Below are 26,161 nucleotides of genomic sequence, written 5' to 3' on the forward strand. Positions count from 1 at the left end.
GTGTCACCGGGACGCACGTGCCGTCAACTCACCCATGGGGCGCGCCGACTGCCCGGCCGGCCGCCCGTCCTGCTGCCCCTCCGGCCGTCAGCTCACGCGGGTGAGCTTGGAGCCGTAATCCGGTTCGGTGAGGTCCGACTGGAGGGCCACCGGGACCTCGACGGCGTCGCCCGTGCCGTCACCGACGCTCAGCGCGCCGACCTTGGTTCCCGCCTTCGCCTCGTGCGGGATCTCCGTACCGTCGTCGCTCAGGTCCAGCTCGACGGTCTTGCCGGCCCAGCCCACCGCGGAGACGTCCTGCGTGACGACGACCCGGGTCCGGCCGCCGAGCCCGTCGTCCACGTACCCGACGACGTCGCCCTTCTTCAGGATCTTCGACGAGGTCAGCGCGTCCTGGGCGGCGAGCATCGCCGTCTTGCTGACCGTGTTGACGGTGTCGATGATCGGCGGCTGGTGCTGGCCGAGGATCGCGCCGACGACGGTGACGATCTCGCCGTCCACGTCCTCGGTCGCGGCGAACAGCAGGTTGCCGCCGGCCTTGGTTGTGGAGCCGGTCTTGATGCCGATGGCGTTGTCGTACGGGACGAGGCGGTTGTAGTTCTGCCACTCCCGGCCCGAGGGGTCCTTCCAGGTGGGCAGCTTGGTGATGTCCGTCAGCGCCTTCATCTGGACCAGTTCGTTGCCGAGCTTCACCTGGTCCTCGGCGGTGGAGACGGTGGACTCCTTCAGGCCGGAGGGGTCGGTGTACTTCGTGTTCTTCATCCCGAGGTCCGCGGCGGCGTCGTTCATCTTCTTGACGAACGCGGCCTCGGAACCGTTCGTGCCCCAACGGGCCAGCAGCCGCGCCACGTTGTTCGCGGACGGAATCATGATGGCCGCGAGCGCCTGCCGCTGGGTGAGGGTGTCGCCCTCCTTGATGGTGTTGAGCGTGGACTCGCCGTCCTTGTCGTAACCGCCCTCGGTCTCGGCCTTCGCGTCGACGGGGATGTTCTTGCCCTCCTCGCCGGGCTTCAGCGGGTGATCCTTGAGGATCACGTACGCGACCATGGCCTTGGCGACGGAGCCGATGGCCACGGGCTTCTGCTCGCCGAAGTTGTCGACCGTGCCGATGCCGTTGACGTCCATCCAGCCCTGGCCCTCCTGGGGCCACGGCAGGGTGACCTTGTCGCCCGCGAAGGTGTACGACTTGTCGGCCGTCAGCGCGAGGGCGGGCGTCGGCAGTGGCCGTACCGCCTGCACCACCGCGAACACCACGGCCAGCAGGATGACCAGCGGCGTCCAGATCTTGACCCGCCGCACGATCGTCCGCACCGGAGTCTCCCGAGGCGGCGGCGTGTTCGTCAGCTCCGCCAGCAGATCGAGCGGCGGCTTGGGCGGCAGAGGCTGCTGCGCGGTCCGCTCCGGCCCGACCTGCGCGATGGCGGCAGTCTCGGCGGCAGGCGGAACGGCGGGCTTCTCTTCAGGTGCAACGGCCGGCTTCTCCTTGGGAGGAGCCGGTTCATCAAGCGGCTTGAGCGCCACGAACTTGCTGGTGCGCTCGGACTCACGCTCGGCGGCAGCGGGCTTCTCGTCCGGCTTGTCGTCGGGCTCGGGGGCGGCGTCGGCGGGCTTCTCGTCCGGCTTGGCATCGCCCACCTTGAGGGTGGTGGTGGGCTGATCGACAGCGGGCGCCCGCACCTTGAAGGCGGCGGTGGGCTGGTCGACGGGACGCTTGGGCTCGTCCTCATCAGGCCCTGTGCCGGGCTCGCCGTCGTCGTCCCGATGGGCAGCCGGGACGTTTCCGCCGTCGGCGCGGGGGTCACGCTTCGCCTGGGCGTCCTGGGCGTCCTGGGCGGGCGCGGAGTCGGGCTCCGCGTCGTCGGCGCCGGCGGGGGTGGGGGTGGCTTCGTCGGCGGGGGCGGCGTCCGCCTCCGCCTCCGCCTCTGCCGCGTCGACGCCACGGCCACCGGCCGGGGTGTCTTCGGCCGAGGGCTCGGCGTCCTCTACGCGCTCGGCGTCGGAGCCACCCGCAGGGCGCTCGTCCTCCACGTCACCGGCGACACCGTCCGCAGCGGCGCCGGAGACAGCCTCCGCGTCAACGTCCTGAGGGGCGGCCGAGACGGCTTCGCCGTCGCCGCCAGAGGCGGCGTCCGCCTCCGGCTCCACCTCACCCGCACCGGTGCGGCTGCCGCCCGCCGGGGCGTCCTCGTCCGCGGGCTCGGCGCCCGACCGCGCGTCGGCACCGTCCGCCGCCTCACCCTCCGGCCGCTCGGCGCCCTCCGCGTCACCAGACGCGCCCTCGCCGGAGGCGGCATCCGTCGCCGGCTCGTCCGCATCAGAGCCGCGGCCGCCCGCCGGGGCGTCCTCGTCCGCGGGCTCGGCGCCCGACCGCGCGTCGGCACCGTCCGCCGCCTCACCCTCCGGCCGCTCGGCATCCTCCGCGCGCCGGGTACCGGAGCCGTCGGCGCGGCGGTCCTCCTCGGCGTCACCGTCGACTGCCGTGCCGGAGGCAGGCTCCGCGTCAGCATCCGGGGCCGCGGTGGCCGAGGACGCTTCGCCGGAGGCGCCGTCCTCCGCGACAGCTTCCTCCGGCTCGGAGTCCGAACCTGCCTCGGAGTCCGCACGCTCCTCGGAGTCCGTACGCGCCTCCTCGGCGCCGACCTCCGCCTCCGGAGCCGTACCGTCATCGCCCGAAGCCGCCGCGTCCCCGTCGCTCTCGACTTCGGCGTCACTCTCGACGTCGCCGTCACTCTCCGCCCCGGCCCGCGACTCACGGTCACCCGCGCCCGAACCGGAACCCGAGTCCGACTCCGAGTCCGATCCCTCAGCCTCGGCATCCGCCCCCGCTACCCAAGCCGCCACAGCGTCCCGCAGCCGGGTGTCACCCGGCTGGGAGCCCTTCGCAGCGGACTCCGCGGCGTCCTCCGCTTCCGAAGCAGCCACAGAGTCCTCCCGCCCGGGAGAACCCTCAGCAGTCAAGACCTCCGCCCCTGCCGTATCCGACGCAACCGACCCTGAAGCGTCCGTACCCGAGGCACCGGTGGCCGACACCTTCGCAACCCCACGCGTGGAGAACACCGCCGTGGCCGTGTCCACCCTCGCCACGGCCACCGCCTCGCGGGCCACCGCGAGCCGCGGATCCGTACCCGGCGCGGGACGCGCATCGGAGCCACCCCCACCCGAGGAGGCAGGACCGGGAACCGGAGCCTTGCTCCCCGACGTCGGTTCTGCCGACGACTCGTGCTGCTTCGACCTGTCGGGGGACTCGCCCGTCACCGATGCCTCCTCCATGCGCCACTCACCGTGCGCCCAACCGAACCATGAACCGTTGAAGAGCCGCCAACAGACGCTCGGAATCGATGTCCGAACCATGTACCAGTGTCCTGTGTGCGGGCTTAACCCCTGCGGTAGACGAGAACGACATACCTATCGGTTCCACTACATTCCGGTCACGCACCCTCGACAGACCGATGTGAGAGGGGTCACCCTGTCATTCATCCACGCGGGGAGGCATGGATGGGCAGGAGCCGCAGAACGATTCCGGAGGAGCTTCTGCTGCTGGCGCTGGACCCGACCACGGGTACCACCGCACAGCCGCAGTCGCTCGACCTTGGTCTGGCCGGAGCACAGCTAGTGGAGCTGGCGCTGGCCGGACGGATAGCCCCAGACGGGGATCGTATCGCCGTGGTAGCACCACGGCCGACCGGAGATCCGACTTTGGACTGCGCGTTGGAGTTGCTGCGAAGGCGTGGTGCTCCCGTGCGTGCCGTCCACTGGATCGGCGGGCCCCGACTGGGGCTGCGCCAGACATATCTCTCGCATCTGGAGCGCTGCGGCATGGTGCATGCCGTCGCGGGACAGATGTGCGGGGTGCTTCCGACGACTCGCTACCAAGCGACGGACACGGAGATCAGCCGGGAGATCAAGGCCCGGCTGGACAATGCGATCCGCACCGGCGTACCGCCGGACCCGCGGACCGCCGCACTGGCCGCGCTGGCGCACGCCGTCGGCCTGGGCAAGCACCTCTACCCGGGGAACGAAGGGCGCTCGTCGCGCTCCCGCCTCCGGGACCTGATCAGGCACGACCCCATGGGCGGCCTCGTGGCACACGCCGTGATGGACGTCCAGAACGGTGTGGCCGCACAGCCACGCCGTAGCCCGGCCCCATCGCCCGGCCGCCAGGCCGCCGCCGGAGCCAGGCCCGCATCGGAACCCACACGGGGCGTTCCGATGCAACCGCGCCGAGGATCCATGGCGCGCGCCGTGGCCCACTGACCGCTGTTCCACGGCACAGCAAGGCAACGCAACGCAAGGCAGGACAGGGCAACAAAAACAGCACAGCACCACCACCGTCAGCGCCGCACCGCAAGTCCCCAAGACCCGGTTCGGGAGCCGCTGAGCCGCGCGGGGTGGCAGGCCGTACGTCCGGACGACGACACGGCCCGCCGCCCCGCGCGGCCATGTCCGCGCGCACGAGCGCACCCTAAAAGGCGCGGGGCTGTGACATATGCGGCTCCGCCGCGTGGGTGCGCCCAGCCACGACGCACCCGCAGGTAACTTGTCGGCCCCTCAGAGGAGCGCACCCGCATATCCGCTGTTTCCCAGCGCTGGCAAGCACCTTGGTGGCAATCTGCTCAACAGCAGACACGCAAAGTACAGGCCGCACGCAGCCGGAGGTGCACGTCCCGTGGCGTCCAATGTCAATCCCACCGTCAGGCGACGCCGGCTGGGCCAGGAGCTGCGCCGGCTCCGCGAGCTCAAGGGCATGACCGCCGAGGAGGTCGCCGAGCGCCTGCTCGTCTCGCAGTCGAAGATCAGCCGCCTGGAGAACGGCCGGCGCAGCATCAGCCCGCGCGACGTCCGTGACCTGTGCGGGGTGTACGAGGTCGAGGACCAGCGAATGGTCGACGGCCTGATGGAAATGGCCAAGGCCTCGCGCCAGCAGGGCTGGTGGCACGCGTTCGGGGACATCCCGTACAGCGTCTACATCGGCCTGGAGACCGATGCCGAGTCACTGCGGGTCTACGAGCCCCAGATCGTCACCGGACTGCTCCAGACCCCCACCTACGCCGAGGCCATCGTCCGCGGCGGATCCCCCGAGTCCTCGGACGCCGAGATCGAAAAGCGCGTCCAGGTCCGGCTGCGGCGGCAGGAGCGCATCAACGCCGACAAGGATCCGCTGCGCCTGTGGGTGGTGCTGGACGAGGCGTCGCTGCGCCGCGTGGTCGGCGACAACAACGTGATGCGCGAACAGTTGGAGCACCTCAACGAGATGGCCCAACTCCCCCATATCACCGTGCAGATACTGCCGTTCGACGTCGGTGCGCACTCCGGTCTGGCCGGGCAGTACGCGATCCTGGAGTTCGCCGACGCGGCCGATTCGAGCGTGGTGTACATCGAGGGTGTCACCAGTGACCTGTATCTGGAGAAGGCGCCGGACGTGCAGAAGTACAGCCTCATGTACGAGCATCTGCGGGCCCAGGCGCTCAACCCCGAGCAGTCGCGGCAGATCATCGCCGACATCGCGAAGGAGTACGCCCGCGGCAGCGGCCTGAACTGAAGGGCGCAGGGTATACCAAAGCGCGCCCAACCAGAAGGTTCGGATGGAATATGCCACCCAGACGAGTGAACGGCTCCTCCGGGCGAGGAAGTTGGCGAGTAGCGTCGATCACGCCACTCGATCAACAAAGTTGGCGCGAACTGCGCTGTGGCCCCAATGGCCCGGTGACCTCGGCCAGCGATTCACCATCGGAGCGAACATGGCAATTCTGCAAGGCGCCACGAAGACATGGACGAAGTCCTCGTACTCCTCCCCGAACAGCGCGTGCGTCGAGGTCAAGTCACCCACCACCTCGGCCCTCGCCGTCCGCGACTCCAAGGCTCCCGAGGGCCCGACCCTGGCCTTCCCGGCCGAGGCGTGGAGTGTCTTCGTGACATCGGTCAAGCATTGAGACCCGAGGGTCCCTGACTCTCGGCCGCTCACTGGCCGAACCAACTCCATAAGGAACCACAGCAAGAGCCCTCTCGACTGGCCGCCGTCACCAGCCGAGGGGGCCGCATTTTTGCCGGTACGCCCGGCCGTTCACCGAAGGCGATCCACGTACCGATCCGTCCCCGGCACCGTGGGAATGAACGGAGCCACCAACTCCACCCTCCCCAGCCCCGCCTCCGCCACCGGCTCCTCCAGCCCCGTGAAGTACTCCTCCCAGCACTCCCTGGGGTCCGCCTCCAGGAACCACAGCAACGTCAGCCGCGTATCGACCCCTTCGACCTGCTTCACGTACGACATACGGTCACCGGGAAGCGGAGTCGGCCGGAAGATCGTGACCATCGCGGACGGAGAGCCGGCGAGCCGCTTCGGCAGGTGCTTGGCGCGCAGCCACTCCAGCAACTCGGCCCGCTGTTCCTGCCCTTCCGCATCGATGACCTCCACGACCAGCCCCGCATACGGATGGTCCAGCGCGTGGAAGTCGCGCGGACCCGCCGCCCCGTCCCGGTACACCGTCGCCTCGTGGTCCTGGAACGCCGTGAAGACGTGCGTACGGTCCTGATAGACGCGGCCGTCGCGATTGAGCCGCTTGTTGATGCCGACGGTCCACTTCATGTGGTCGTCGTAGCGGCCGTCCGTGACCCAGTACGTGGAGATGTAGCAGCCGGCGGTGACCGGCTGGGCGACCGCCGATTTCTCGGGGTAGCGCAGGAGTTGGAGGTCGCGGGTGGCGACCCAGCGGCGGCCCGCGTACATCCAGGGCATCGCCATCGCTCCAGAGATGAAGTGATCATCCTCGTACCAGCGGTTGTACGCGTACTCATGGCCCGGATGCGGCTCGACCATGGTGATCAGGGCATGGCCCGGGTGAACGCCGTACGGGCCCACCGCGGCCAGCTCCGCGTACACCTCGCTGCGGGTCTCCTCACTCATGTCGCTCCCCTTCCTTCCTCCGGCGGACGCCCATACTCTGACGCTCCGTCAGACAATCCGCCAGAGTCAGGGAGGCCTCGGCATGTCATTGCTCGCGGGCAGGACCGTGATCGTCTCGGGAGTCGGCGCCGGACTCGGGCATCAGGTCGCGGCAGCGGTCGTACGGGACGGGGGCAACGCCGTGCTCGGGGCGCGTACGGAGGCGAATCTCGCCAAGTCGGCGGCGGAGATCGACCCCGAAGGTACGCACACCGCCTACCGCCCGGCCGACATCACCGACGAGGAGCAGTGCGAGGCGCTGGCCGCGCTCGCGGTCGAGCGATTCGGGCGGCTCGACGCCGTGGTCCATGTCGCCGCCTGGGACAGCTACTTCGGCGGTCTCGAGGACGCGGACTTCGCCACCTGGCAGTCCGTCATCGATGTGAACCTGCTCGGCTCGCTGCGGATGACCCGCGCCTGCCTGCCCTCACTGAAGGACCGCGGCGGGTCCGTGGTCTTCATCGGGACGCAGTCGGCTGTCGCCGCTCCCACACAGGTGCGGCAGATGGCGTACGCGGCCTCGAAGGGCGCGCTGACGTCCGCGATGTACTCCCTGGCAAGGGAGTTGGGGCCGCACCGGATCCGGGTGAACACCGTGCTGCCGGGGTGGATGTGGGGGCCGCCGGTCGAGGCGTATGTCCAGTTCTCGGCGCATACCGAGGGAGTGCCGGAGGCTGAGGTGCTGGACCGGCTGACCTCTCGCATGGCGCTCCCGGAGCTGGCCACGGACTCAGACGTGGCCGACGCCGCGGCGTTCCTGGCGTCGGACCGGGCGCGGGCGATCACCGGACAGTCTCTGCTGGTCAACGCGGGGGAGTTGATGCGCTAGCCCCTTTTCGGGAGTGTTCAGGAACATGAACCGAGGTCAGTAAGCAGAACTATTTTACCTCCTCTTGACGATACGGGCCGTTGTCGCCGCCATGTCAGCGAACTGACGATGAGCGGGCGCTTCACGACCCTAAGAGGGGGGCATATGAACGGTCTCGACTGGACCGTGCTGATCGGCTACTTCGGTGTGATGGTCGCGATCGGCGTCTGGTCCCACAAGCGCGTCGACAACGTCAGCGACTTCTTCACCGCCGGCGGCAAGATGCCGTGGTGGCTGTCCGGCATCTCGCACCACATGTCCGGCTACAGCGCGGTGATGTTCACGGGCTACGCGGCCATCGCCTATACGTACGGCGTCACTTCGTACGTCACCTGGTCCTTCCCCATCGCCATCGGCATCGCCATCGGCGCCCGCCTCTTCGCGCCCCGGCTCAACCGGGTGCGCGCACGGCTGCATGTGTCGTCGCCGCTGGAGTATCTGAAGAACCGTTACAACCTGCCCACGCAGCAGGCTCTCGCCTGGTCCGGCGTCCTGCTGAAGATCGTGGACGTGGGTGCCAAGTGGGCGGCGATCGCCACGCTGTTGTCGGTGTTCACCGGGGTCTCGCTCAACATGGGCATCCTCATCACCGGTGCGGTGACGGCCGTCTATTGCACCGTCGGCGGCCTGTGGGCGGACGCGCTGACCGAACTCGGGCAGTTCATCATCCAGTTCGTCGCCGGTATCGCGATGCTGATCGCCGTCATGGTCGAGTTGAGCGGCTTCAGCACGCTGTGGAGCGTCTGGGACGAGCCCGCGCTGGACGGGCACACCAAGCCGCTGGCCGGCCCGTACATGATGGTCTTCCTGATCGCGTACCTCTTCATCAAGACCTTCGAGTACAACGGCGGCATGTGGAACCAGGCCCAGCGCTACATGGCCACGGACTCCGCGAAGTCCGCCACGCGCTCGGCCTCGCTGTCCGCCGTGCTCTGGCTGGTCTGGCCGCTGGTGCTGTTCTTCCCGATGTGGGTGGCGCCGCTGATCATCCAGACGGACGTACCGGCCGACTCGTACGCGCTGATGGCTGAACAGCTGCTGCCGCACGGTCTGTTGGGCCTGGTGATCGTGGGCTTCTTCTCGCACACGATGGCGATGTGTTCGTCGGACGCCAACGCGATCGCCGCCGTCGTCACGCGCGACATCATGCCCGCCGTCTCCCGGAAGGTGCGCGAGTGGGACACCCGGACGGGGCTGCTGGCCGCGCGCTGGGCCACGCTGCTTTTCCTCGGCCTGTCGATGGCCATCGCGACGCAGGTCAACTCCGACTTCTTCGGCGACATCATCACGGTCGTCATCAAGTGGGTCGCCGGTCTGATGGGCCCGATCGCGATCCCGCTGATGCTGGGCCTGCTGCCCTGGTTCCGCAAGAGCGGCCCGACGGCCGCGCTGATCAGCTGGGGCGTCGGCCTCGTCACCTTCTGGCTGGTCAACTACCCGATCCACTGGAACGTCGACGGCGGCGTCCCGCTCCAGTACCAGGTCTCGGTTCCGCTCGCCGTCTCGCTGGTCCTCTACATCCTCATCGGATACGTGAAGCCGGAGGACACCCCGGAGCGCGACGCCGTACTCGCGAAGATCAACAACGATGACGACGGCTCGGGTTCGGCGGCTGCGGCGATCCCGACTCCGGCGGGGGCGGCGGACGGTGTGGTGGGGGCGCCGGTCAAGGACTGAGAAGTCCCCTAGGCCCGCGGATACCGGGCCAGCCAGCCCGGCGACGACCCGGCCGGTCCGTGCAGCGCGGGCCCCTGGGTCATCTCCATCGCGAAGTCGTCGGCGAGGACGAGCATCGTGGGACGGCCCTCCAGTTCGGCGAGCCAGGCCGGCGGGAGGGCCGTCTCACCGTGCAGAGCGCCGAGCAGGGCACCCGTGAGCGCTCCGGCGGCGCCCGAGGGGCCGCCGTGGTTCACCGAGAGGCACAACCCGTGCCGGGTGTCCTCGCCGACCAGCGCGCAGTACACAGCGACCGACAGCAGCCCCTCCGCCGTACCCGCCCCGGCCAGCTCCTCGATCCGGGCCGGCGTGGGCATGCCCTGTCGTACGGCCCCCAGCGCGTACTGCAGAGCGTCGGTCACCGGCTGCTGCCCCGGCCAGTCGGCGAGCAGCTGGAGCGAGCGCTGTACGGCGGCGTCGAGGCTCTCGCCGCGGGCCAGTCCGTGCACGATCAGGGCGTACGCGCCTGCCGACAGGTAGGCGGTGGGGTGGCCGTGGGTCTGCGCCGCGCACTCGACGGCGAGCTGCATCACCAGCTGCGGCTCCCAGCCGACGAGCAGTCCGAAGGGCGCGGATCGGGCTGCGGCCTCGGCGCCCATCTCCTCCAGGTTCTTGGGGGCGTCCAGAGTGCCCATCATGTCGTCGGCGAGGCCGGTCAGGCAGGCGCGGGCGGGGTTGCGGCGTGCGTACAGCCACTCCTCGCGGGCCAGCCAGCCGTCCTCCTTGCGGCGCTCGTCGGGACCCCAGTCGTGCTGCGTGGCCGCCCATCTCAGGTACGCGCGGTGCAGGTCCGTCGGCGGGTGCCAGGCGCCCGTGTCCCGGCGGACCTGGGCACGGATGAGCCCGTCGAGGCTGAAGAGGGTGAGCTGGGTCAGATGCGAGACGGCGCCACGGCTGCCGTGGCCGAAGGGCAGGTCGATGACGCCCTCCGGGCCGTACTCCACGCGGAGCTCGTCCACCGAGAGGTCCCCGACCGGCGAGCCCAGCGCATCACCGAGGGCCGCGCCCAGCAGTGTGCCTCGCACCCGGCTACGGAAGTCCTGCTGTTCGGCACGCCCCCAGACGGCACCGGACGTCGCACCCACCGAGGCCTCCTGAAGATCCCGTCCCGTACGGCTACCGTCCCGTACGGCTGACAGCTCAGCACTGTAATCGAATGGGAACAGTCGGTTGAGGGCCGGAACGGTTTACGAATTCTGGGCGGGAACGTGCAGCAGTGCGAGGTGTGCGTAATCAAGTGGGAAGACGGCGGAAGCGGGGAATAGACGAGAGGCCAACGCCCTTGCCTCTTAAGGGACTTGACCCATCACAGCCGGACTTTCAGGGGGATATCAGTGGAGACTTCAGGGGGACTTTCATGACAAAGACCGGAGGCGGACGGGCACTCCCCGTCACGGCGGCCCTGCTCACCGGCACGGTCGCCCTCTATATGGCGCTGGTCGCGTTCGGCAACATCACCGACTACGGCACGAACCAGCAGTTCGTACGCCATGTCCTGGCCATGGACACCACCTTCAAGGACGACGACCTGATGTGGCGCGCGATCGAGTCCCGCACCCTCCAGGACATCGCCTACATCGCGATCATCGCCTGGGAGACCCTGGCCGCCCTCGTCCTCATCACGGCCACAGCCCTCTACGGCAAGGGCCTGCGCAGCATGGACCTCACACGCGCCCGCCGCGCGAGCACGGCCGGCCTGCTCATGACGATGCTCCTCTTCGGCGCCGGTTTCATCGCCATCGGCGGCGAGTGGTTCTCCATGTGGCAGTCGGAGGACTGGAACGGCCTGGACGCGGCTCTCCGGGTCTTCGTACTGAGCGGGGTGGTGCTGCTCGTGGTGCATCTGCCGGGGGCGGTCAAGGACACCGAGCGATAACCGGAACTGCTCTTCTGCCGGACGCCTACTCGACCACTGAAACCGTCGTCCCCGTCGTACCGAAATCCCAGATCGCGTCCCCGTCGGCGGCGCGCACGCGGATTCCGCCCGTCTCGACTCCGGGGGCGGGCGGGGGCGACGAGCCGTCCTCGGCGTTGGAGAAGGCGATCGAGACGCCGGAGCGGGTGGAGAAGTAGACGACGTTCTCGATCGGCACCCCGTCGTAGCCGGTCGCGGAGGCATTGCGGAATGTGACCGTGTACGTGCCGGGCAGTGGGCTCACCGAGCCCGGCCACACCGTGAACGTACGGCGGGCGTCCTTGCCGGAGTCGACCAGCCACACCCGCCGCTGGCCGAGGGAGTAGACGACGCGCCGCCCCGTGCCCGAGTCGTCCGGTACCGCCACCGGCGCGGACGGGCTCGCCGAGGCGGAGGGGCTCGCGGAGGCGGTCGGCTTCGGCTGGGCCGCCTGCTCGGCGCGTACGGCCAGGGCGGCGACCACCACGACGGCGCCGAGGGTCAGCCCGGTGACCCAGACCCAAGGGGACAGCCGTCGTCGGGGCAGCCTTCGTCGGGTGGGCACGGGCACGCACCTCCTCCCCCTGCTCGATGGGACAGCTCAGTCCAGTCTCAGTCCAACACCGGCAGCAGCTCCGGCAGATGCCCGTCCGATGCCGACGCGGCCCGCTGCCGTTCCTCCGGGACCTCCCCGTACAGCGTCGTCCGCGGCCTGGCGGGACGGCCCGCCGCCTCCGCCACCGCGATCAGGTCCTTGATGGACTTGTACGAGCCGTACGACGAGCCCGCCATACGGGAGATCGTCTCCTCCATCAGCGTGCCGCCGAGGTCGTTCGCGCCCGAGCGGAGCATTTCAGCCGCCCCTTCCGTCCCCAGCTTCACCCAACTCGTCTGGATGTTGGGGATGTGCGGGTGGAGGAGGAGCCGGGCCATGGCCGTCACCGCGCGGTTGTCGCGCGTGGTCGGGCCGGGGCGCGCGATGCCCGCCAGGTACACGGGCGCGTTGGTGTGGATGAACGGCAACGTCACGAACTCCGTGAAACCGCCCGTCTGTTGCTGGATCCGCGACAGCGTCCGGAAATGGCCGAGCCAGTGGCGGGGCTGGTCCACATGCCCGTACATCATCGTGGACGAGGAGCGGATGCCCAGCTCGTGCGCGGTCGTCACGACCTCGATCCAGGTCGCCGTGGGCAGCTTGCCCTTGGTCAGGATCCAGCGGACCTCGTCGTCGAGGATCTCGGCGGCCGTGCCGGGGATGGAGCCGAGGCCCGCTTCCTTGGCGGCCGTCAGCCATTCGCGGATCGACATCCCGGTGCGGGTAGCACCGTTCACCACCTCCATCGGCGAGAAGGCGTGGACATGCATCCCCGGGACGCGCTCCTTCACCGCCCGCGCGATGTCGAAGTACGCGGTGCCGGGCAGGTCGGGGTGGATCCCGCCCTGCATACAGACCTCGACTGCCCCGACGTCCCAGGCCTGTTGGGCGCGGTCGGCGACCTGGTCCATGGACAGCGTGTAGGCGTCGGCGTCCGTGCGGCGCTGGGCGAAGGCGCAGAAACGGCAGCCGGTGTAGCAGACGTTGGTGAAGTTGATGTTCCTCGTCACGATGTACGTGACGTCGTCGCCGACCACCGACTTGCGGACGTCGTCCGCGATCCGGGTGAGGGCGTCCAGCGCCGGGCCGTCGGCGTGCAGCAGTGCCAGCGCCTCGTCGTCGGTCAGGCGCGTCGGGTCGTTGGCCGCCGTCGCGAGCGCCGCCCGTACGTCCGTGTCGATCCGCGACGGCACCATCCCGGGCGCCGCCGCCTCCCGCAGCGCCTCCCAGTCTCCGTACACCTCGTCGAAGTCGTTCCGGCGGTCGCCCGTACGTCCCTCGGTGTCGATGGTGCGGTGCAGATCCGTACGGCCCGACGCGGTGAACGCCTCGTCCGGCTCCTGCCACGGGTGGCCCTGGACGACAGCGTCGGGGTTCGCCAGGCCGGTCTCCGGGTCGGCCAGGGCCCGTACGTGCGGCAGCAGCCGGGGATCCAGCCAGGGCTCGCCGCGCTGTACGAACTCCGGGTACACACACAGCCGTTCACGCAGTTCGAAGCCGGCCGCCGCCGACTGCTCGGCGAGTTGGTCGATCTGCGGCCAGGGCCGCTCCGGATTGACGTGGTCGATGGTGAGCGGCGAGACACCACCCCAGTCGTCGATACCGGCGCCGATGAGCCGCCCGTACTCGAAGTCCACGAGATTGGGCGGCGCCTGGAGGCAGGCGGAAGGACCCATGATGTGCCGCGCGACAGCCACCGTGGCGACGAGATCGTCCAGCTCGGCGTCCGGCATCCCGCGCATCGCCGTGTCCGGCTTGGCGCGGAAGTTCTGGATGATCAGCTCCTGGATGCCGTGGTAGGCCCGCGAGACCTTGCGCAGCGCGAACAGCGACTCGGCGCGTTCCTCGTACGTCTCCCCGATCCCGATCAGCAGACCGCTGGTGAACGGCACGGACGACCGCCCCGCATCCTCCAGCACCCGCAGCCGCACCGCCGGTTCCTTGTCGGGCGAGCCGTAGTGCGGGCCGCCCGGCTCGGACCACAGCCGGGTGGCGGTCGTCTCCAGCATCATGCCCATGCTGGGCGCGACGGGCTTGAGCCGCTGGAAGTCGGTCCACGACATGACGCCGGGGTTGAGGTGCGGCAGCAGCCCCGTCTCCTCCAGGATCCGGATGGAGATGGCGCGGACGTACGCGATGGTGTCGTCGTACCCGTGCGCGTCCAGCCACTCCCGCGCCTCGGGCCACCGCTCCTCTGGCTTGTCGCCGAGGGTGATCAGGGCTTCCTTGCAGCCGAGTTCGGCGCCGCGCCGCGCGATGTCGAGCACCTCGTCCGGCGACATGAACATCCCGTGCCCGGCCCGCCGCAGCTTGCCGGGAACGGTGACGAAGGTGCAGTAATGGCACTTGTCGCGGCACAGCCGGGTGAGCGGGACGAAGACGCTCTTCGAGTACGTGATGACGCCGGCACGTCCCGCGGCCTCCAGGCCCGCGTCCCGCACCCGCCCGGCCGACGCCGCCAGGTCGTCCAGGTCCTCGCCCCGCGCCTGAAGCAGCACGGCCGCCTCGGTGACATCGAGCGCGACGCCGTCGCGGGCGCGTTTGAGGGCCCGCCGCATGGCGTTCGCGGTGGGCCCGGTTCCGGAGCTCGCGGAAGTCGTCATCCTTCGAGCATACGGTCGCATCGATCAGGCACTCCTGGGGCCGTGTCACAAGTAGCGCGGCCCGGCCCCATGCCCCACTACACGTACTTCGCGTAGTCGTCCAGCACGCGCAGTACCTCCGCCTCGCCGGCCGGCGGCAGTTGCAGCACGACCTCCTCGATGCCGAGGTCCGCGTAGTGCGCGAGCTTGCCGGAGCTGGGCAGCACGGCGTACGGCACGACCTGGAGCGCCTCGGGGTCGCGGCCCGCCTCGGCCCAGGCGGACCGCAGGACCGGCATCGACTCGGTCAGCCCGCGGCCACCGATCGGCAGCCAGCCGTCCGCGTACTCACTGATGTGGGAGAAGAGCTTCGGCCCGGCCGCTCCCCCGATCAGCGTCCGCGGCCCGACGACCGGCCCGCGCGGCTTCTGTACGGGTTTGGGGTAGGCGTAACTGGCGCGCACGGACCCGAAGTCGCCCTCGTACGCCGTCGGTTCCGGCGACCACAGCGCCCGCATCAGCGCCATCCGGTCCCGGCCCAGCTCCCGCCGCGTACGCCAGTCGACGCCGTGGTCGGCGGCCTCCTCCACGTTCCAGCCGAAGCCGACACCGAGCGTGAAACGGCCGCCGGAGAGGTGGTCGAGCGTCGCGATCTGCTTGGCGAGGTCGATGGGATCGTGCTGGGCGACGAGGGTGATGCCGGTGCCGAGACCGAGTCCCGTGGTGACAGCCGCCGCCTGACCGAGCGCGACGAAGGGGTCGAGGGTGCGGCCGTACTCGGGCGGCAGCTCACCGCCCGCGGGGTACGGCGACGTCCGCTCGACCGGGATGTGCGTGTGCTCGGGGAGGTAGAGCCCGGCGAAACCGCGCTGCTCCAGCTCGCGGGCGAGCAGGGTCGGGCTGATGGTCTCGTCGGTGAGGAAGATCGTGGTGGAGATCCGCATGAGGCCTTCCTAGCGTGACAAACGCCCGGAGTCCATACCGACCGGTCGGACGTGCCTGCGACGCGTGCCTCCAAAGCACCTCGGAAACGTCTCGGAAGCCATGGGAAGCGCTCCGTGGAAGCTCCGATGAAAGCTGCCGATTCCCTTCCCTTGCACAGGAGTTCACGGCTCAATACGAAGCTGGTACGTGCCATCCCCTGCCACACCCACACCTTGGGAGCAGCAGCATGTGCGAGGACGACCACGGAATCGGCAGACGCGCCCTGTTCGTGACGGGAGCCGCCGCCACGCTTACGTTGGGAAGCGTGAGTTTTCCGAGCGAGGCTGCCGACGCAGCAGCGGACCACGAGACGAGGACGGTGCGCGGCACACTGCCCACCGGCTCACCCGACTTCGTGTACCTGCCGGTCGAAGTCCCCGACGGCGTACGGGAGATCAAGGTCGCGTACACCTACGAGAAGCCTTCCGTCCCGGCCGGCACCGTGGGCAACGCGCTCGACATCGGCATCTTCGACCAGCGCGGCACGGAACTGGGCGGCAGGGGTTTCCGCGGCTGGTCGGGCGGGGCGCGCACGGAGTTCTTCATCCGCGCCGACGACGCCACGCCCGGCTATATCCCGGGCCCGGTCCGCGAGGGCACCTGGTACATCGCGCTGGGTCCCTACACCGTGGCCCCGCAGGGTCTCCCGTACGAGATCACCATCACGCTCACCTACGGCGAACCCGGCGCCGCCGTGAAGCCGAAGTACCCGCCCAACCGTGCCAAGGGCCGCGGTCGCGCCTGGTACCGCGGCGACTGCCACCTGCACTCCTGGTACTCCGACGGCCGCCGCACCCCCGCGGAGATCGCGGCCCTCGCCCGCGAGGCCGGCCTGGACTTCATCAACACCTCCGAGCACAACACCCATGCCGCGCACGCCCATTGGGCCGACGTGGCGGGCGACGACCTGCTGATCCTGCTGGGCGAGGAGGTCACGACGCGTAACGGCCATGTCGTCGCGCTCGGCACGGACCCCGGGACGTTCGTCGACTGGCGCTACCGCGCCCGCGACAACCGTTTCAGCAAGTACGCGCGAGAGATCCGCCGCTCCGGAGGCCTGGTCGTCCCCGCCCACCCGCACGCCACGTGCATCGGCTGCAACTGGAAGTTCGGCTTCGGCGAGGCGGACGTGGTCGAGGTGTGGAACGGCCCGTACGGCCCCGACGACGAGGTCTCCCTGGCCGACTGGGACGGCATGCTGGTCGCCTCGGTCCGCGAGGGCCGCGGCTGGATCCCGGCGATGGGCAACAGCGACGCCCACCGCCACCCCGACCCCGTCGGCACCCCCCAGACGGTCGTCCTCGCCGACGACCTCACCCGCGAGTCCATCCAGGAGGGCCTGAAGGCGGGCCGCTCCTACATCGCCGAGTCCAAGTCGGTCTCGCTCGACTTCACCGCGTACGGCCCGAAGGGCGAACACGCGGGAATCGGCGGCCGTTTGAAGGTGGACCGCGACGACCCGGTCACAGTCCGCCTGGACGTCACCGGCGCCCCCCGCTGCACGGCCCGCTTCGTCACGGACCAGGGCGTCCTGCACACCAGCCCCGTCCTGCCGGTCTCGGGCTCCGGCACGGTGGAGTGGCGTACGACGGCCCAGTACGCGGCGTACGTACGGGCGGAACTGCGTCACGAGGCGGCGGTGGCACCGCTTCCGGGGGCGCTGGCGGCGTTCACGAACCCGATCTTCTTGGGGCGGTAGGGGTCTCCTGAGAGACTTCTCGGGTCACCGACGAGGAGGACCAGGGCCTTATGTCGCGCTACAACGAACTCAAGTTCCGCGCCGTCACATCGCTCCAGCGATGGGTCGCCAACCCGCTGTCCAGACAACTGCCCTTTCAGACGCTCCTCGAGACCACGGGGCGGAAGTCGGGGCAACCGCGCCGGACCCCGCTCGGCGGAAGCCGGGTCGGGGACAAGTTCTGGATCGTCTCCGAGTACGGCGAGAAGTCGCAGTACGTACGCAACATCCAGGCGAACCCGAGAGTCCGGGTCCGCATCAAGGGACGCTGGCACCACGGAACCGCGCATCTGCTGCCCGAGGACGACGCGCGTGCCCGTCTCAGGTCCCTGCCGCGGATGAACAGCGCAGCGGTGCGGGCGGTCGGCACGAATCTGCTGACGGTGCGGGTGGATCTGCAGGATTGAGGGGCTATTGAACCACGGGCCTACGGATCTACCACCTGTGGATCACGAAAGTCAGTTCATCGCGAAGTCCTCGCGCGGCAGTTCCACGGTGGCCCGGAACGCGGCCCGTGGGCCGCCCCACGGGTCGGGACCGGTGCCGAGGCAGGCCAGGTCCAGGTCTACGACCCGGGCCTTGTTTGTTTCCTGACCGCCGGCGCGGAGGCCGACGGCCCGGCGCGCACGCCACGGGTGGGTGGCGTTGCTGCCGGGCCGTCAGTCACTCACGCGGTCTCACTTCCCGTGCAAAGCCCTGCGGCGACGTCCGCGAAGCACCAGCACGCCGCCGGCAGCGATGACCAGCAGGCCACCGAGGGCGCTGTACGTGACAGCGTTGCTCACCCCGGTGGAAGCCAGGGGGCCGGACGTGCTGCTGCTCGGGGTCGGCCGGCTGACGGGTGCGCCGTTCTCCGCCTGCGCACGGGTGCCGGTCGTGCCGGCGGCGGAGACAACCGGCGCGGCGGCGGTCGGTGTGGGGGCGGGCGACGGCTTGTCAGCGCCGGCAGTCCCCGACGCGGGCTTCAGCTGAAGAGTCGTGATCGAGTACGGCGGCAGCTTCTGTGCGCCCGCCGTGCCCCGCTTCGCCGTCGTCAGGCCGGTGTCTCCCTTGGCATACGAAACGGTCGTGACCGCCCCTGCGGCCGGGGTGAATCCGGCGTACGAGAGCGACACCTGCGCCGCGTTCTTCGGGCTCTTGTTGATCAGCATGACGTTCAGACCGCCGTTGCTGCTCCGCACCGCGTGCACGGCAACCGACGAGTTGCGCGAGGACGACTTGACCATGGTGTCGCCAGGCTTCGCCAGTGCGGTCAGCGAGCGGATGCCCCAGTAGGTGGGGAAGGGCGTGTCGCGCGGCGGTTCGCACTTCCCCCCGGCGCAGGTTCCGGCGGAGAGAATGCCCCCGTCCTGGTAGTCGGTCTCGCCGTGGACGGTGGTGGGTGCTTCGCCCGAGCCGTTGTGCAGGTTCCACCAGTCCACGTGGGTGGCACCCTGCTCGAACCAGGTCATGTAGGTGTCCGGCGCGAACAGGGCTGCGGCCTGGCTGGTCAAGGCGGGCGAGCCGACGGCGTCGGTCTCGGTGACCGCGATCTCCACCGAAGCGGCGCGCGAGCCCGTGTACTTGGCGATCAGCGAGCGCAGCGAGGACCTGACACCGGCGATCCGGGAGGGGGTGTTCAGCAGGTCGGCAGTGGTGGTGCCGCCCGGATACCAGTGGACGATGACGAAGTCGATCGAGCTTCCCGCGATGGAGAGCACCGTGTTGTTCCAGTCGGCGGTGTCACCGGGAGCCTTCTCCGCATCCGGCCAGCCGCCGGGGGTGGTGAGCACCGCTCCGATCTTCACCTTCGGGTCCACGGCCTTCATCGCCTTCGCGTAGGCGACCAGGTTCTTCCCGTACGCCGTCGGGCTCTTGTCGGCGTGGTTGTCGGTTTCCCAGCCCTTGCCGTCGCCGTAGTGCCCGTTGCCGTAGACCTCGTTGCCGATCTCCCAGTACTTCACGCCGTAACCCTTGTCGACGTTGGCGTACTTGACCCAGTCGGCGGCCTCCTGGGGGGTACCGGAACCGTAGTTCGCGGTCACGATCGGCTGGGCGCCGACCTTCTTCGCGGTGGCCATGAAGTGGTCGAAGTCGGTGTTGGAGGGGATCCAGCCGCTGCCGTCGCCGGAGGTGTGGGTCTTCCAGTGGTAGTCGTCCGCGCCGGAGCCGCCGGGATAGCGCAGCTGCCGAACTCCCGCGGCCTTCATCAGCGATGTCACCTTGGGGTCCCCCATGTGCTCGTCGCCGAAGCCCGTGTTGAGGCCGACACCACTGCTGGGCACCGTGCCCAGGGAGGTACCGGCATTCACACTGATGTCGACGGTCGGCTCGGCGCCCGCGCTGGGCGCCAGGGCGCCGACGCCGACCGAGGCGGCGAGCACCGCCACCGCCCCCGCGACAAAGCGCCGGCGCATCCGGCTACGGCGGGGGGTGCGACCCCAAGGCATCGGCTGTTCGGCGGGTCTCGGGTCGTCTGGTGACACGTGGGGCTCCGATCGGGTGTTGACACAGAAGGCGTAGCGCCGCTGACCACGGCTCGCCCTCGTCGGTACACCCCTAAGTGGCCAGTCAGAGCAGAAAGGTTGCCATCTCAAGCGTTTTTCGCCGCGACGCAGTCGCACCGTCTCACCGGACCCGGTGACCCGGTGACCCCGTGACCCCGTGACCCCGTGACCCGGTGCCCCGGTGACACGCCCGGGCTCCCTTTCCACCTCGACGGCGCGAACCATCACATGCTTCCGGCCGCACACCGCCCCGCGCTGGCCGAGCGGCTGAAGCCGCACAGGAAGCACAGGAAGCGGTGCGAGGGGGACGCGAAGATGGCGCGGCTGACCAGCGCCCGGTACAGCTGCTCCAGCACGCACACCACGTAGGCGTCGCGGTCCACCGCGCCCTGCGGCAGATCCTTGTTCGCGTACACCGCCTTGCGCCAGTACGGCGGCACCACCTTGTCGTCGACCTCCCGCTCAGCAGCGGCTTCTTGGTCACCTGGCGACGGCTGAGCGCGGGCAGGCCCTTGACTGCGGCCAGGACCCGCTCCCCGGCCGGGGCCGCGCCGAGCATTTTGGTGTCGCCGAGCAGCGACAGGAACGGGCGCACCGTGTTGTAGCGGTTGGCCAGCGCCTCGCGGATCGCGATCTCCGCCGAGTCGTCGTCCTCCGGGACCAGGCTCGCCACCGCGGCGGCCGCGCTCCACAGCTGGGCCCTCGGCGCGACCTCCTCCGGGGCCTTCCACATCGCGGCCGCATCCACCGACTTGCCGCTCTCCTCGATGTGCTCCAGCTCTTCCATGAACACCTTCGAGATGCGGGCCGTGATGCGGGACGCCTTCTCCAGCTGCGGCAGTGTGGAGACGCGGTCCTTGTTCGTGAGCCGCTTCGCGGTGCTGAGCAGCTTGGTCGACATCAGCACCGTGAACAGCTCCAGCGCGTCGTCGATCGCCTTGGCCTCCAGGTGCTGCATCACCGCGGTCAGCATCGTGGTGCTCTTCGGCTCTGGGGCCCGCTCCAGGCTCGTCACCTTCGACCCCAGGCCGTAACGGGCCAGCGCGGCGAGCCGGTTCGGTGGGAGCTTGTCCAGCTTCACCCGCCCCAGCCGGTACACGGCGCTCTCGTCCACCCGCTCCAGTGCTCGCTTCATCGCCGTACCGGTGGTCTTCGTCGGCGGCCGGCGGAAGGCCTCCAGGTACGAGTACCGCCTGCCCTCCGGCGTCTCCAGCAGCGCCACCAGGTCGGTGGGCAGCGACCGGTCCGCCCGCCAGGCCGCCCTGGCGACCGTGGTGTGCAGTCGCTTGTCCGCGATCTCGCGGACCTCGGACACCTGCCGCGCCAGCACCGACACCCCGGGCAGCAGCACCCGGTGCTTCCGCAGCCAGCCCACTGCATAGTGGATCGTCGGGGAGGAACCTGCCGATGTAGCGCACCGTGTACATCCGTAGTGCGAAGCCCAGTTGGTGGTATTGCGTACGCCGCAGCGCGATCAGATCGCGGTCCACGTCGGCCAGGAAGAAGAAGCGCTCCAACTCCGGGCGCGTCGGCTCCTCGACGAACTTCCCGTACGCCTCGGCCTGGTCATCCGTCAGAAATTCCACCGGCATGCGGCGGAGCCAACCACCCGCCGCTACAGAACGTGGATCTTTGGCCGAAGGGCCCCAGGAAGCAGACCACTCGTGCTAGAAGTTCACCGCTCACTGCTCATGATCGTTCTCAGCGCCAACCGCTGTACCGATGTTCCTACCGACGCCAATTGCATCGGCTGCGAATAGGCGACACCCGACCTAGAGGTCACCCCTGAACCGCGGGCGAGCGGTCCCACCAGGGACGTTACCTCCGCGGCGCGCGGAACCACGGTAGGCGTCGCGGCGGCGCCTTTGCTGGTGCGTCACTCCGTCGGGCGATTGAGCTGCGAAGGTGCCCCCGGGTCGCATCTGATCCGAAATTCACGCATCAGATGCGATAGACGGAGAGTGATCGTGGGTGGGGGGGGGCGGTCTCGTGCCGGTATCTGCTCGACTGCACCTGGTGGTCGGCCCTCCCGGGGGCAGAACACTCAGCCCGCCCGGGCGGCGGCGAGGTGGGCGTCCACGGCGACGACACCGTCGACGCCCTGGCAGAGGCCCACGACGACCGGGACGAGACGCGGTTCCGGGACGTGTCCCCGAAGGGTGACGACCCCGTCCCGGACCTCGACCGCGATGGTGCCCTCGTCGAGGCCGAGGATGCGCCCCAGGACGTCCTGCTCAACCTCGCTGCGGACCTCGGCGTCGGAGCGGATGAAGGCATCGAGCAGGTCGCTGCGGGTGACGATGCCGGTGAGGAGCCCGTCGTCGCCGACCACCGGCAGCTGCTTGACGTGCCGCCTGCGGAGTTCCCGCGCGGCCCGGGGGATCGTCCAGTCGGCGCGGGCGGTGAACACGGGGCTGCTCATGAGCGCGCCCGCGGTTCGGGCCCGGGCCTTGCCCCAGGAGCGCTCGTCGTTCCCGTCCTGACCCTGCGGATCGGGCATGCCGGTCTCGTGCCGCAGCACGTCGGACGCGGACACGACGCCGACGGGAGCGCCGTCGTCGTCGACGACCGGGGCCGCGACGATGTCGTTCGCGTCCAGCAGGGCGGCGACCTCCTGGAACGGTGTGCTGGGGCGGAAGGTGACGACTTCCTCGGTCATCACGTCACCGACCGTGCGGCGGTACAGCATGGCATCGGCCTCCTCCGCTATGCGACGGGGCGGCCGCGGCCGGACCGCCCGGGCAGACCACGCGCGGCGCGCCGGCCTCCGCGCCCCTGCCGGCTCGTCCACGCCGTCTTCCCTATTCATGACAGCACCGCGCCGCTCCGGCGACCAGTGACGTCGGCCTGGTGGGGAGGCCGGCGGTCCCACGGCCAGGGGTGCGGCCTAGTGCGCGGTAGATGCTGGCGACATTGGGCGCCTGGCCCTTGCGCCATTCGACGGGGATGATCAGGTCACCCCCCTGACCGCTCACTCAGCGTCATCGAGCTGCGGGCTTCAGCCGCGAATACGCGACCCCTCAACATGCGACCTCACCAGTCCCAAGCCCGTGCTCCTGGTGGACGGGCATGACTCCACCTCTCAGTATCGCGCCGTGCGCCCACGACCGGCATGGCACACCGTTGCCTTCGACCCCCACCGTCCCACTCACCGCGCCTCCCCGCACTCGGCCCACAACAGCTTCCCGCCCTTCGAGGCACCCCACTCCCGCAGCACGGAAACTCCCAACGAGTCCGCACACGCCCGTACGAGATGCAGCCCGCGCCCGTGCTCGCCGTCTTCCGGCGGTACGACGACGGGGGCACCCTCCTTGAAGGCGTCCGGCACCCTCGGGTCGGTGTCCCACACGGCGACCATGAGGCGGTCGGGCTCCATGGAGCGGATGCGCAGGGCGTACGGGCCGGTGGTGTGGGTGTGGGCGTTGGTGAGCAGCTCCGAGGCCAACAGCTCGGCGGTGGGCGTGAGTTCGGACAGGCCATGCGCGGCAAGAACGAGCCTGAGGGTTCCTCGGGCGATGCCGGGAGCTCTTGGGTCTCGGGGAAGGTGCAGGGTGTAGTTCACGGACGGGGATACGGTTGCCATGGAAGTCTCCGGTTACAGAGGGGAGTTGGACGGTTGGTCTGCGTTGTCTGCGTGCATGGGTTGCCCAGTGACCTCGCCGCTCCGTCGAGCGGGGCACTTCTGGGCGGGGCGCCTACCTAGACAATAGGGCAGCCGCAAAGCACCCTTGCGAGAATCCAAGAGAATCAGTGCAGAATCCCTCATGTGGGTGACACCCGCCAACGTGGTTCGTTTCAGGAGGAGTTGCATGGCGGACAGGCCGGCACCGACGGCTCGCCGCATTCGCGTCGCCACCGAGTTGCGCAAGCTCCGCGAGCGCGCGGGGATGACGTCAACCGAGGCCGCACGTCAGTTGGGCACCAGCTCTGGACAGCTCAGTAACGTCGAGACAGCCCGGTTCGGGGTGAGCGCCGAGCGCATCCGCGCCATGGCCTCTACGTATGACTGCTCCGACCAGGCCTTCGTTGACGCTCTGGTCAGCCTGGCGAGCGACCGAACACGCGGCTGGTGGGAGCAGTACCGCGGAATCCTCCCGTCCGGACTATTGGACCTCGCCGAGTTGGAGCATCATGCGACAGCTTTGCGCACTGCGTTCACCTCACACGTCCCCGGGTTGCTCCAGACCAGCGATCACGCGCGGGAGATCTTCCGCCATGTGATCCCCGCGCCGACTCCTCCCGAGGTCGAGCACCGTGTCTCGTATCGGATCAAGCGGCAGGACGTCCTGTACCGGGCAAATCCCGTCCCGTACCGGACCGTGATCCACGAGGCAGCCCTGCGCATGAAGATCGGCGGCCCCGAGGTGACTGGCGCCCAGCTCCGGCACCTACTCGACATGAGCGAACGAGACCACATCACGATCCGCGCCCTTCCATTCGATGTCGGCGCCTTCCCCGGCTCAGGCCAGTCGATCAACTACGCGTATGGGCTGGTCCCTCAGTTGGACACCGTGCAACTGGACCAGTTCCACGGACCCGTGCTCCTGGACGCCGAAGCGCATCTGGACAAATACCGGCGGCTGCTCGACGTCGTGGAGGCAGCCGCCTTGCCCCCGGAGAAGTCACGGGACTTCATCCACCATCTCGTCCAACAACTTTGAAAGGACCCCATGCCCGCATCCGAATGGCAGAAGTCGTCCTACTGTCAGGAAGGCGAAGCCTGCCTGCACGTAGCCAGCACCTGGCAGAAGTCGTCCCACTGCGCACAGGGCGAAGCCTGCGTCCACATATCCGCCGCCCCCGAGACCATCCACCTAACCGAAAGCGCCGACCCCACCCAAGCCATCCTCTCCGCCACCCCCACCGCCTTCAGCGCCCTCCTCCGCGCTCTGAAGGCGAGCCCGAACCACGGCTGAAGCACGCCTGGACGGCCGCCCCTGGAGGGCCCACCAGGGGCCGCTCCCGTTCAGTCCCGCAGCGGGTGCACCCCCGGAGGCAGCGTTCCGCCGCTCCGTCCCTCCCACCAGCGCCGGGCTGCCGGGGACACCCGCTCGCGCGGGTATGCCGTATGGGTCAGGAACGCCTCGATCACCGTCGCCGCGGGCCGGTGCGGCCGCACCGCCATCAGTACCGCGTCGTATCCGCCCGGCAACGGCGGTGCCACCAAGGCGACTTCGTCCCCGGACCTCAGACGCAGCACCAGCGCCCGCAGCTCGTGCTCATCCCCGGGCACAGAGCGCAGGCGCCCGTGCATCGGGTCCCTCCCCGGCAGGTCCAGCCGTACGTGAGCCAGCAGGGTTCCGCGTTTGTACTCCTCCCAGCGGTCCAGCCCGAGAGCGCGGAACGGCGGCTCCTGCCACGGCCTCAGCGCGTCCAGATGTTCCAGCAGGCGCCGCAGGAAGTCCCGTACGGACGGCTCGTCGTGCGGCTGCCAGGACAGGTCCCGCTCCCAGGAGTCCTCGACGAGCGCCGCCTCGATCGAGGCGTACTCCTCCTCCGTGGTGAGGTCGTAAAACGGCTGCTCCAGGATCATGCGAGCGATGCGCTCGACTTCGCTCTCGCCCAGTTCCCGGCTGAACTGCACGCAGTAAAGGACCGCTACGACCACCCCGAAGTGCATGCGCGCAGTATGACGAACGGCGCCAGCCGCGTCGGCCGTGGCTCTGTCCCCTGAGAAAAGGGGATGCACCGGTACGCCCTCCCTGTGTTGCATGGCCCCATGGTGTCCACCGACCGACTGCTCGCCTTCGCGGCCATGTCCTTCCTGCTGATCGTGGTCCCCGGTCCGAGCGTGCTGTTCGTGATCGGGCGGGCGCTGGCGCAGGGGCGTCGCGCCGCGTTGACCACCGTCGTGGGGAACACGATTGGCGCGTACGTGCTCGTCGTGGCCGTGGCGCTGGGTATCGGTTCCCTCGTGGAGCGCTCCGTCCTGGTCTTCACCGCGCTGAAACTGGCGGGTGGCGCCTACCTCGTGTACCTGGGGGTGAAGGCGTGGCGGCAACGGGGTTCGTTGCAGGCCGCGTTCGGCGGTGACGCGGCCACGGCCGGCGGTCGGCGCACGCTGTGGGAGGGGTTCGCGGTGGGGATCGCCAACCCCAAGACCATCGTGTTCTTCGCCGCCGTACTGCCACAGTTCGTCGACCGCGCCCAAGGGAACGTCGTGGCCCAGATGCTGCTGCTCGGCCTGGTCTTCAATGTCATCGCGCTGGCGTCCGACAGCGTGTGGGGGCTGGTCGCCGCCACCGCCCGGGGCTGGTTCGCCCGGTCACCGCGGCGGCTGTCCCTGGTCGGCGGGGTGGGCGGGCTCACCATGGTGGGCCTCGGCGTCACGGTCGCCGCGACGGGGCGAAAGGAGTAG

Annotated in this window: 21 protein-coding genes and 1 pseudogene; 11 read left to right on the forward strand and 11 right to left on the reverse strand. The window is 69.5% G+C overall.

What is annotated here, in order from left to right:
• Positions 1–87: 87 nt before the first annotated feature.
• Positions 88–3,270 (reverse strand): D-alanyl-D-alanine carboxypeptidase, encoded by a 3,183-nt coding sequence (locus tag ACGFNK_RS06205; RefSeq protein WP_393412466.1) that lies wholly within the window; start codon positions 3,268–3,270, stop codon positions 88–90.
• Between the two features lie 225 nt (positions 3,271–3,495).
• On the opposite strand from ACGFNK_RS06205, the gene ACGFNK_RS06210 reads away from it, so the two are divergent.
• The 3 genes from ACGFNK_RS06210 (at position 3,496) to ACGFNK_RS06220 (ending at position 5,930) form a co-directional block, all read left to right on the forward strand.
• Positions 3,496–4,254 carry a GPP34 family phosphoprotein gene (locus tag ACGFNK_RS06210; protein WP_393412468.1) on the forward strand — a complete coding sequence of 253 codons (759 nt, stop codon included), beginning with the start codon at positions 3,496–3,498 and terminating at the stop codon, positions 4,252–4,254.
• A gap of 412 nt (positions 4,255–4,666) precedes the next feature.
• Positions 4,667–5,539 carry a helix-turn-helix domain-containing protein gene (locus tag ACGFNK_RS06215; protein ID WP_388679667.1) on the forward strand — a complete coding sequence of 291 codons (873 nt, stop codon included), beginning with the start codon at positions 4,667–4,669 and terminating at the stop codon, positions 5,537–5,539.
• 199 nt (positions 5,540–5,738) lie between these two features.
• Entirely contained in the window at positions 5,739–5,930 is a 192-nt protein-coding gene (locus ACGFNK_RS06220; RefSeq protein WP_386336753.1) for a DUF397 domain-containing protein, read from the forward strand.
• A gap of 131 nt (positions 5,931–6,061) precedes the next feature.
• Here ACGFNK_RS06220 and ACGFNK_RS06225 read toward each other — a convergent pair whose 3' ends face one another.
• Positions 6,062–6,901 (reverse strand): hypothetical protein, encoded by an 840-nt coding sequence (locus ACGFNK_RS06225; protein WP_388679670.1) that lies wholly within the window; start codon positions 6,899–6,901, stop codon positions 6,062–6,064.
• Between the two features lie 82 nt (positions 6,902–6,983).
• On the opposite strand from ACGFNK_RS06225, the gene ACGFNK_RS06230 reads away from it, so the two are divergent.
• Positions 6,984–7,769: an SDR family oxidoreductase gene (locus ACGFNK_RS06230; RefSeq protein WP_393412471.1), complete on the forward strand. Its 786-nt coding sequence runs from the start codon at positions 6,984–6,986 to the stop codon at positions 7,767–7,769.
• A 144-nt stretch (positions 7,770–7,913) separates the two neighbouring features.
• The gene (locus ACGFNK_RS06235; protein WP_393412473.1) at positions 7,914–9,485 is read left to right on the forward strand and encodes a sodium:solute symporter family protein; all 1,572 of its coding nucleotides are present in this window, start codon (positions 7,914–7,916) and stop codon (positions 9,483–9,485) included.
• Positions 9,486–9,493: 8 nt separating this feature from the next.
• Here ACGFNK_RS06235 and ACGFNK_RS06240 read toward each other — a convergent pair whose 3' ends face one another.
• Complete coding sequence (locus tag ACGFNK_RS06240) at positions 9,494–10,609, reverse strand: ADP-ribosylglycohydrolase family protein (protein WP_393412475.1); 1,116 nt, start codon at positions 10,607–10,609, stop codon at positions 9,494–9,496.
• 272 nt (positions 10,610–10,881) lie between these two features.
• Between ACGFNK_RS06240 and ACGFNK_RS06245 the strand changes: the two genes are divergently transcribed.
• Complete coding sequence (locus tag ACGFNK_RS06245; RefSeq protein ID WP_393412477.1) at positions 10,882–11,400, forward strand: DUF2165 domain-containing protein; 519 nt, start codon at positions 10,882–10,884, stop codon at positions 11,398–11,400.
• Between the two features lie 25 nt (positions 11,401–11,425).
• Here ACGFNK_RS06245 and ACGFNK_RS06250 read toward each other — a convergent pair whose 3' ends face one another.
• The 3 genes from ACGFNK_RS06250 to ACGFNK_RS06260 form a co-directional block, all read right to left on the reverse strand.
• Entirely contained in the window at positions 11,426–11,989 is a 564-nt protein-coding gene (locus ACGFNK_RS06250) for a hypothetical protein (RefSeq protein ID WP_393412479.1), read from the reverse strand.
• 41 nt (positions 11,990–12,030) lie between these two features.
• Positions 12,031–14,616 (reverse strand): bifunctional FO biosynthesis protein CofGH, encoded by a 2,586-nt coding sequence (locus ACGFNK_RS06255; RefSeq protein WP_393412481.1) that lies wholly within the window; start codon positions 14,614–14,616, stop codon positions 12,031–12,033.
• A gap of 77 nt (positions 14,617–14,693) precedes the next feature.
• Positions 14,694–15,539 (reverse strand): LLM class F420-dependent oxidoreductase, encoded by an 846-nt coding sequence (locus ACGFNK_RS06260; RefSeq protein WP_393412483.1) that lies wholly within the window; start codon positions 15,537–15,539, stop codon positions 14,694–14,696.
• Positions 15,540–15,766: 227 nt separating this feature from the next.
• Here ACGFNK_RS06260 and ACGFNK_RS06265 point away from each other — a divergent pair, with 227 nt between their 5' ends.
• Positions 15,767–17,278: a CehA/McbA family metallohydrolase gene (locus tag ACGFNK_RS06265; protein ID WP_393412485.1), complete on the forward strand. Its 1,512-nt coding sequence runs from the start codon at positions 15,767–15,769 to the stop codon at positions 17,276–17,278.
• A 50-nt stretch (positions 17,279–17,328) separates the two neighbouring features.
• Positions 17,329–17,724: a nitroreductase family deazaflavin-dependent oxidoreductase gene (locus ACGFNK_RS06270; protein ID WP_393412487.1), complete on the forward strand. Its 396-nt coding sequence runs from the start codon at positions 17,329–17,331 to the stop codon at positions 17,722–17,724.
• Positions 17,725–17,994: 270 nt separating this feature from the next.
• Here ACGFNK_RS06270 and ACGFNK_RS06275 read toward each other — a convergent pair whose 3' ends face one another.
• The 4 genes and pseudogenes from ACGFNK_RS06275 to ACGFNK_RS06290 all read right to left on the reverse strand — a co-directional run bounded on the left by ACGFNK_RS06275 (position 17,995) and on the right by ACGFNK_RS06290 (position 23,386).
• Positions 17,995–19,713, reverse strand: coding sequence for an LPXTG cell wall anchor domain-containing protein (locus ACGFNK_RS06275; protein ID WP_393412489.1), 1,719 nt, complete (start codon positions 19,711–19,713; stop codon positions 17,995–17,997).
• Between the two features lie 380 nt (positions 19,714–20,093).
• Positions 20,094–21,395: pseudogene (locus ACGFNK_RS06280) on the reverse strand (DUF4158 domain-containing protein); the annotation flags it as partial.
• 452 nt (positions 21,396–21,847) lie between these two features.
• Positions 21,848–22,492 carry a CBS domain-containing protein gene (locus ACGFNK_RS06285; protein ID WP_393412491.1) on the reverse strand — a complete coding sequence of 215 codons (645 nt, stop codon included), beginning with the start codon at positions 22,490–22,492 and terminating at the stop codon, positions 21,848–21,850.
• Between the two features lie 459 nt (positions 22,493–22,951).
• Complete coding sequence (locus ACGFNK_RS06290; RefSeq protein ID WP_393412492.1) at positions 22,952–23,386, reverse strand: ATP-binding protein; 435 nt, start codon at positions 23,384–23,386, stop codon at positions 22,952–22,954.
• A 226-nt stretch (positions 23,387–23,612) separates the two neighbouring features.
• On the opposite strand from ACGFNK_RS06290, the gene ACGFNK_RS06295 reads away from it, so the two are divergent.
• Together ACGFNK_RS06295 and ACGFNK_RS06300 are read left to right on the forward strand one after the other, a co-directional pair.
• The gene (locus ACGFNK_RS06295; protein WP_393412493.1) at positions 23,613–24,464 is read left to right on the forward strand and encodes a helix-turn-helix domain-containing protein; all 852 of its coding nucleotides are present in this window, start codon (positions 23,613–23,615) and stop codon (positions 24,462–24,464) included.
• A gap of 9 nt (positions 24,465–24,473) precedes the next feature.
• The gene (locus ACGFNK_RS06300) at positions 24,474–24,719 is read left to right on the forward strand and encodes a DUF397 domain-containing protein (RefSeq protein WP_393412494.1); all 246 of its coding nucleotides are present in this window, start codon (positions 24,474–24,476) and stop codon (positions 24,717–24,719) included.
• 50 nt (positions 24,720–24,769) lie between these two features.
• On the opposite strand, the gene ACGFNK_RS06305 is transcribed toward ACGFNK_RS06300, so the two are convergent.
• Positions 24,770–25,423 (reverse strand): hypothetical protein, encoded by a 654-nt coding sequence (locus tag ACGFNK_RS06305; RefSeq protein ID WP_393412496.1) that lies wholly within the window; start codon positions 25,421–25,423, stop codon positions 24,770–24,772.
• A gap of 99 nt (positions 25,424–25,522) precedes the next feature.
• Between ACGFNK_RS06305 and ACGFNK_RS06310 the strand changes: the two genes are divergently transcribed.
• Positions 25,523–26,161, forward strand: a complete 639-nt coding sequence (locus ACGFNK_RS06310) for a LysE family translocator (protein WP_393412498.1) — start codon at positions 25,523–25,525, stop codon at positions 26,159–26,161.

This window comes from Streptomyces sp. NPDC048825 (assembly GCF_043198355.1).
GTDB lineage: Bacteria > Actinomycetota > Actinomycetes > Streptomycetales > Streptomycetaceae > Streptomyces > Streptomyces xiangluensis.

Bases quoted from the DNA above. Each gene is read 5' to 3' on its own strand.
- ACGFNK_RS06205 (WP_393412466.1), bottom strand. From the start codon at position 3,270: ATGGAGGAGGCATCGGTGACGGGCGAGTCCCCCGACAGGTCGAAGCAG.
- ACGFNK_RS06210 (WP_393412468.1), top strand. From the start codon at position 3,496: ATGGGCAGGAGCCGCAGAACGATTCCGGAGGAGCTTCTGCTGCTGGCG.
- ACGFNK_RS06220 (WP_386336753.1), top strand. From the start codon at position 5,739: ATGGCAATTCTGCAAGGCGCCACGAAGACATGGACGAAGTCCTCGTAC.
- ACGFNK_RS06225 (WP_388679670.1), bottom strand. From the start codon at position 6,901: ATGAGTGAGGAGACCCGCAGCGAGGTGTACGCGGAGCTGGCCGCGGTG.
- ACGFNK_RS06230 (WP_393412471.1), top strand. From the start codon at position 6,984: ATGTCATTGCTCGCGGGCAGGACCGTGATCGTCTCGGGAGTCGGCGCC.
- ACGFNK_RS06235 (WP_393412473.1), top strand. From the start codon at position 7,914: ATGAACGGTCTCGACTGGACCGTGCTGATCGGCTACTTCGGTGTGATG.
- ACGFNK_RS06245 (WP_393412477.1), top strand. From the start codon at position 10,882: ATGACAAAGACCGGAGGCGGACGGGCACTCCCCGTCACGGCGGCCCTG.
- ACGFNK_RS06255 (WP_393412481.1), bottom strand. From the start codon at position 14,616: ATGACGACTTCCGCGAGCTCCGGAACCGGGCCCACCGCGAACGCCATG.
- ACGFNK_RS06260 (WP_393412483.1), bottom strand. From the start codon at position 15,539: ATGCGGATCTCCACCACGATCTTCCTCACCGACGAGACCATCAGCCCG.
- ACGFNK_RS06265 (WP_393412485.1), top strand. From the start codon at position 15,767: ATGTGCGAGGACGACCACGGAATCGGCAGACGCGCCCTGTTCGTGACG.
- ACGFNK_RS06270 (WP_393412487.1), top strand. From the start codon at position 17,329: ATGTCGCGCTACAACGAACTCAAGTTCCGCGCCGTCACATCGCTCCAG.
- ACGFNK_RS06275 (WP_393412489.1), bottom strand. From the start codon at position 19,713: ATGCGCCGGCGCTTTGTCGCGGGGGCGGTGGCGGTGCTCGCCGCCTCG.
- ACGFNK_RS06285 (WP_393412491.1), bottom strand. From the start codon at position 22,492: ATGCTGTACCGCCGCACGGTCGGTGACGTGATGACCGAGGAAGTCGTC.
- ACGFNK_RS06290 (WP_393412492.1), bottom strand. From the start codon at position 23,386: ATGGCAACCGTATCCCCGTCCGTGAACTACACCCTGCACCTTCCCCGA.
- ACGFNK_RS06295 (WP_393412493.1), top strand. From the start codon at position 23,613: ATGGCGGACAGGCCGGCACCGACGGCTCGCCGCATTCGCGTCGCCACC.
- ACGFNK_RS06300 (WP_393412494.1), top strand. From the start codon at position 24,474: ATGCCCGCATCCGAATGGCAGAAGTCGTCCTACTGTCAGGAAGGCGAA.
- ACGFNK_RS06305 (WP_393412496.1), bottom strand. From the start codon at position 25,423: ATGCACTTCGGGGTGGTCGTAGCGGTCCTTTACTGCGTGCAGTTCAGC.
- ACGFNK_RS06310 (WP_393412498.1), top strand. From the start codon at position 25,523: ATGGTGTCCACCGACCGACTGCTCGCCTTCGCGGCCATGTCCTTCCTG.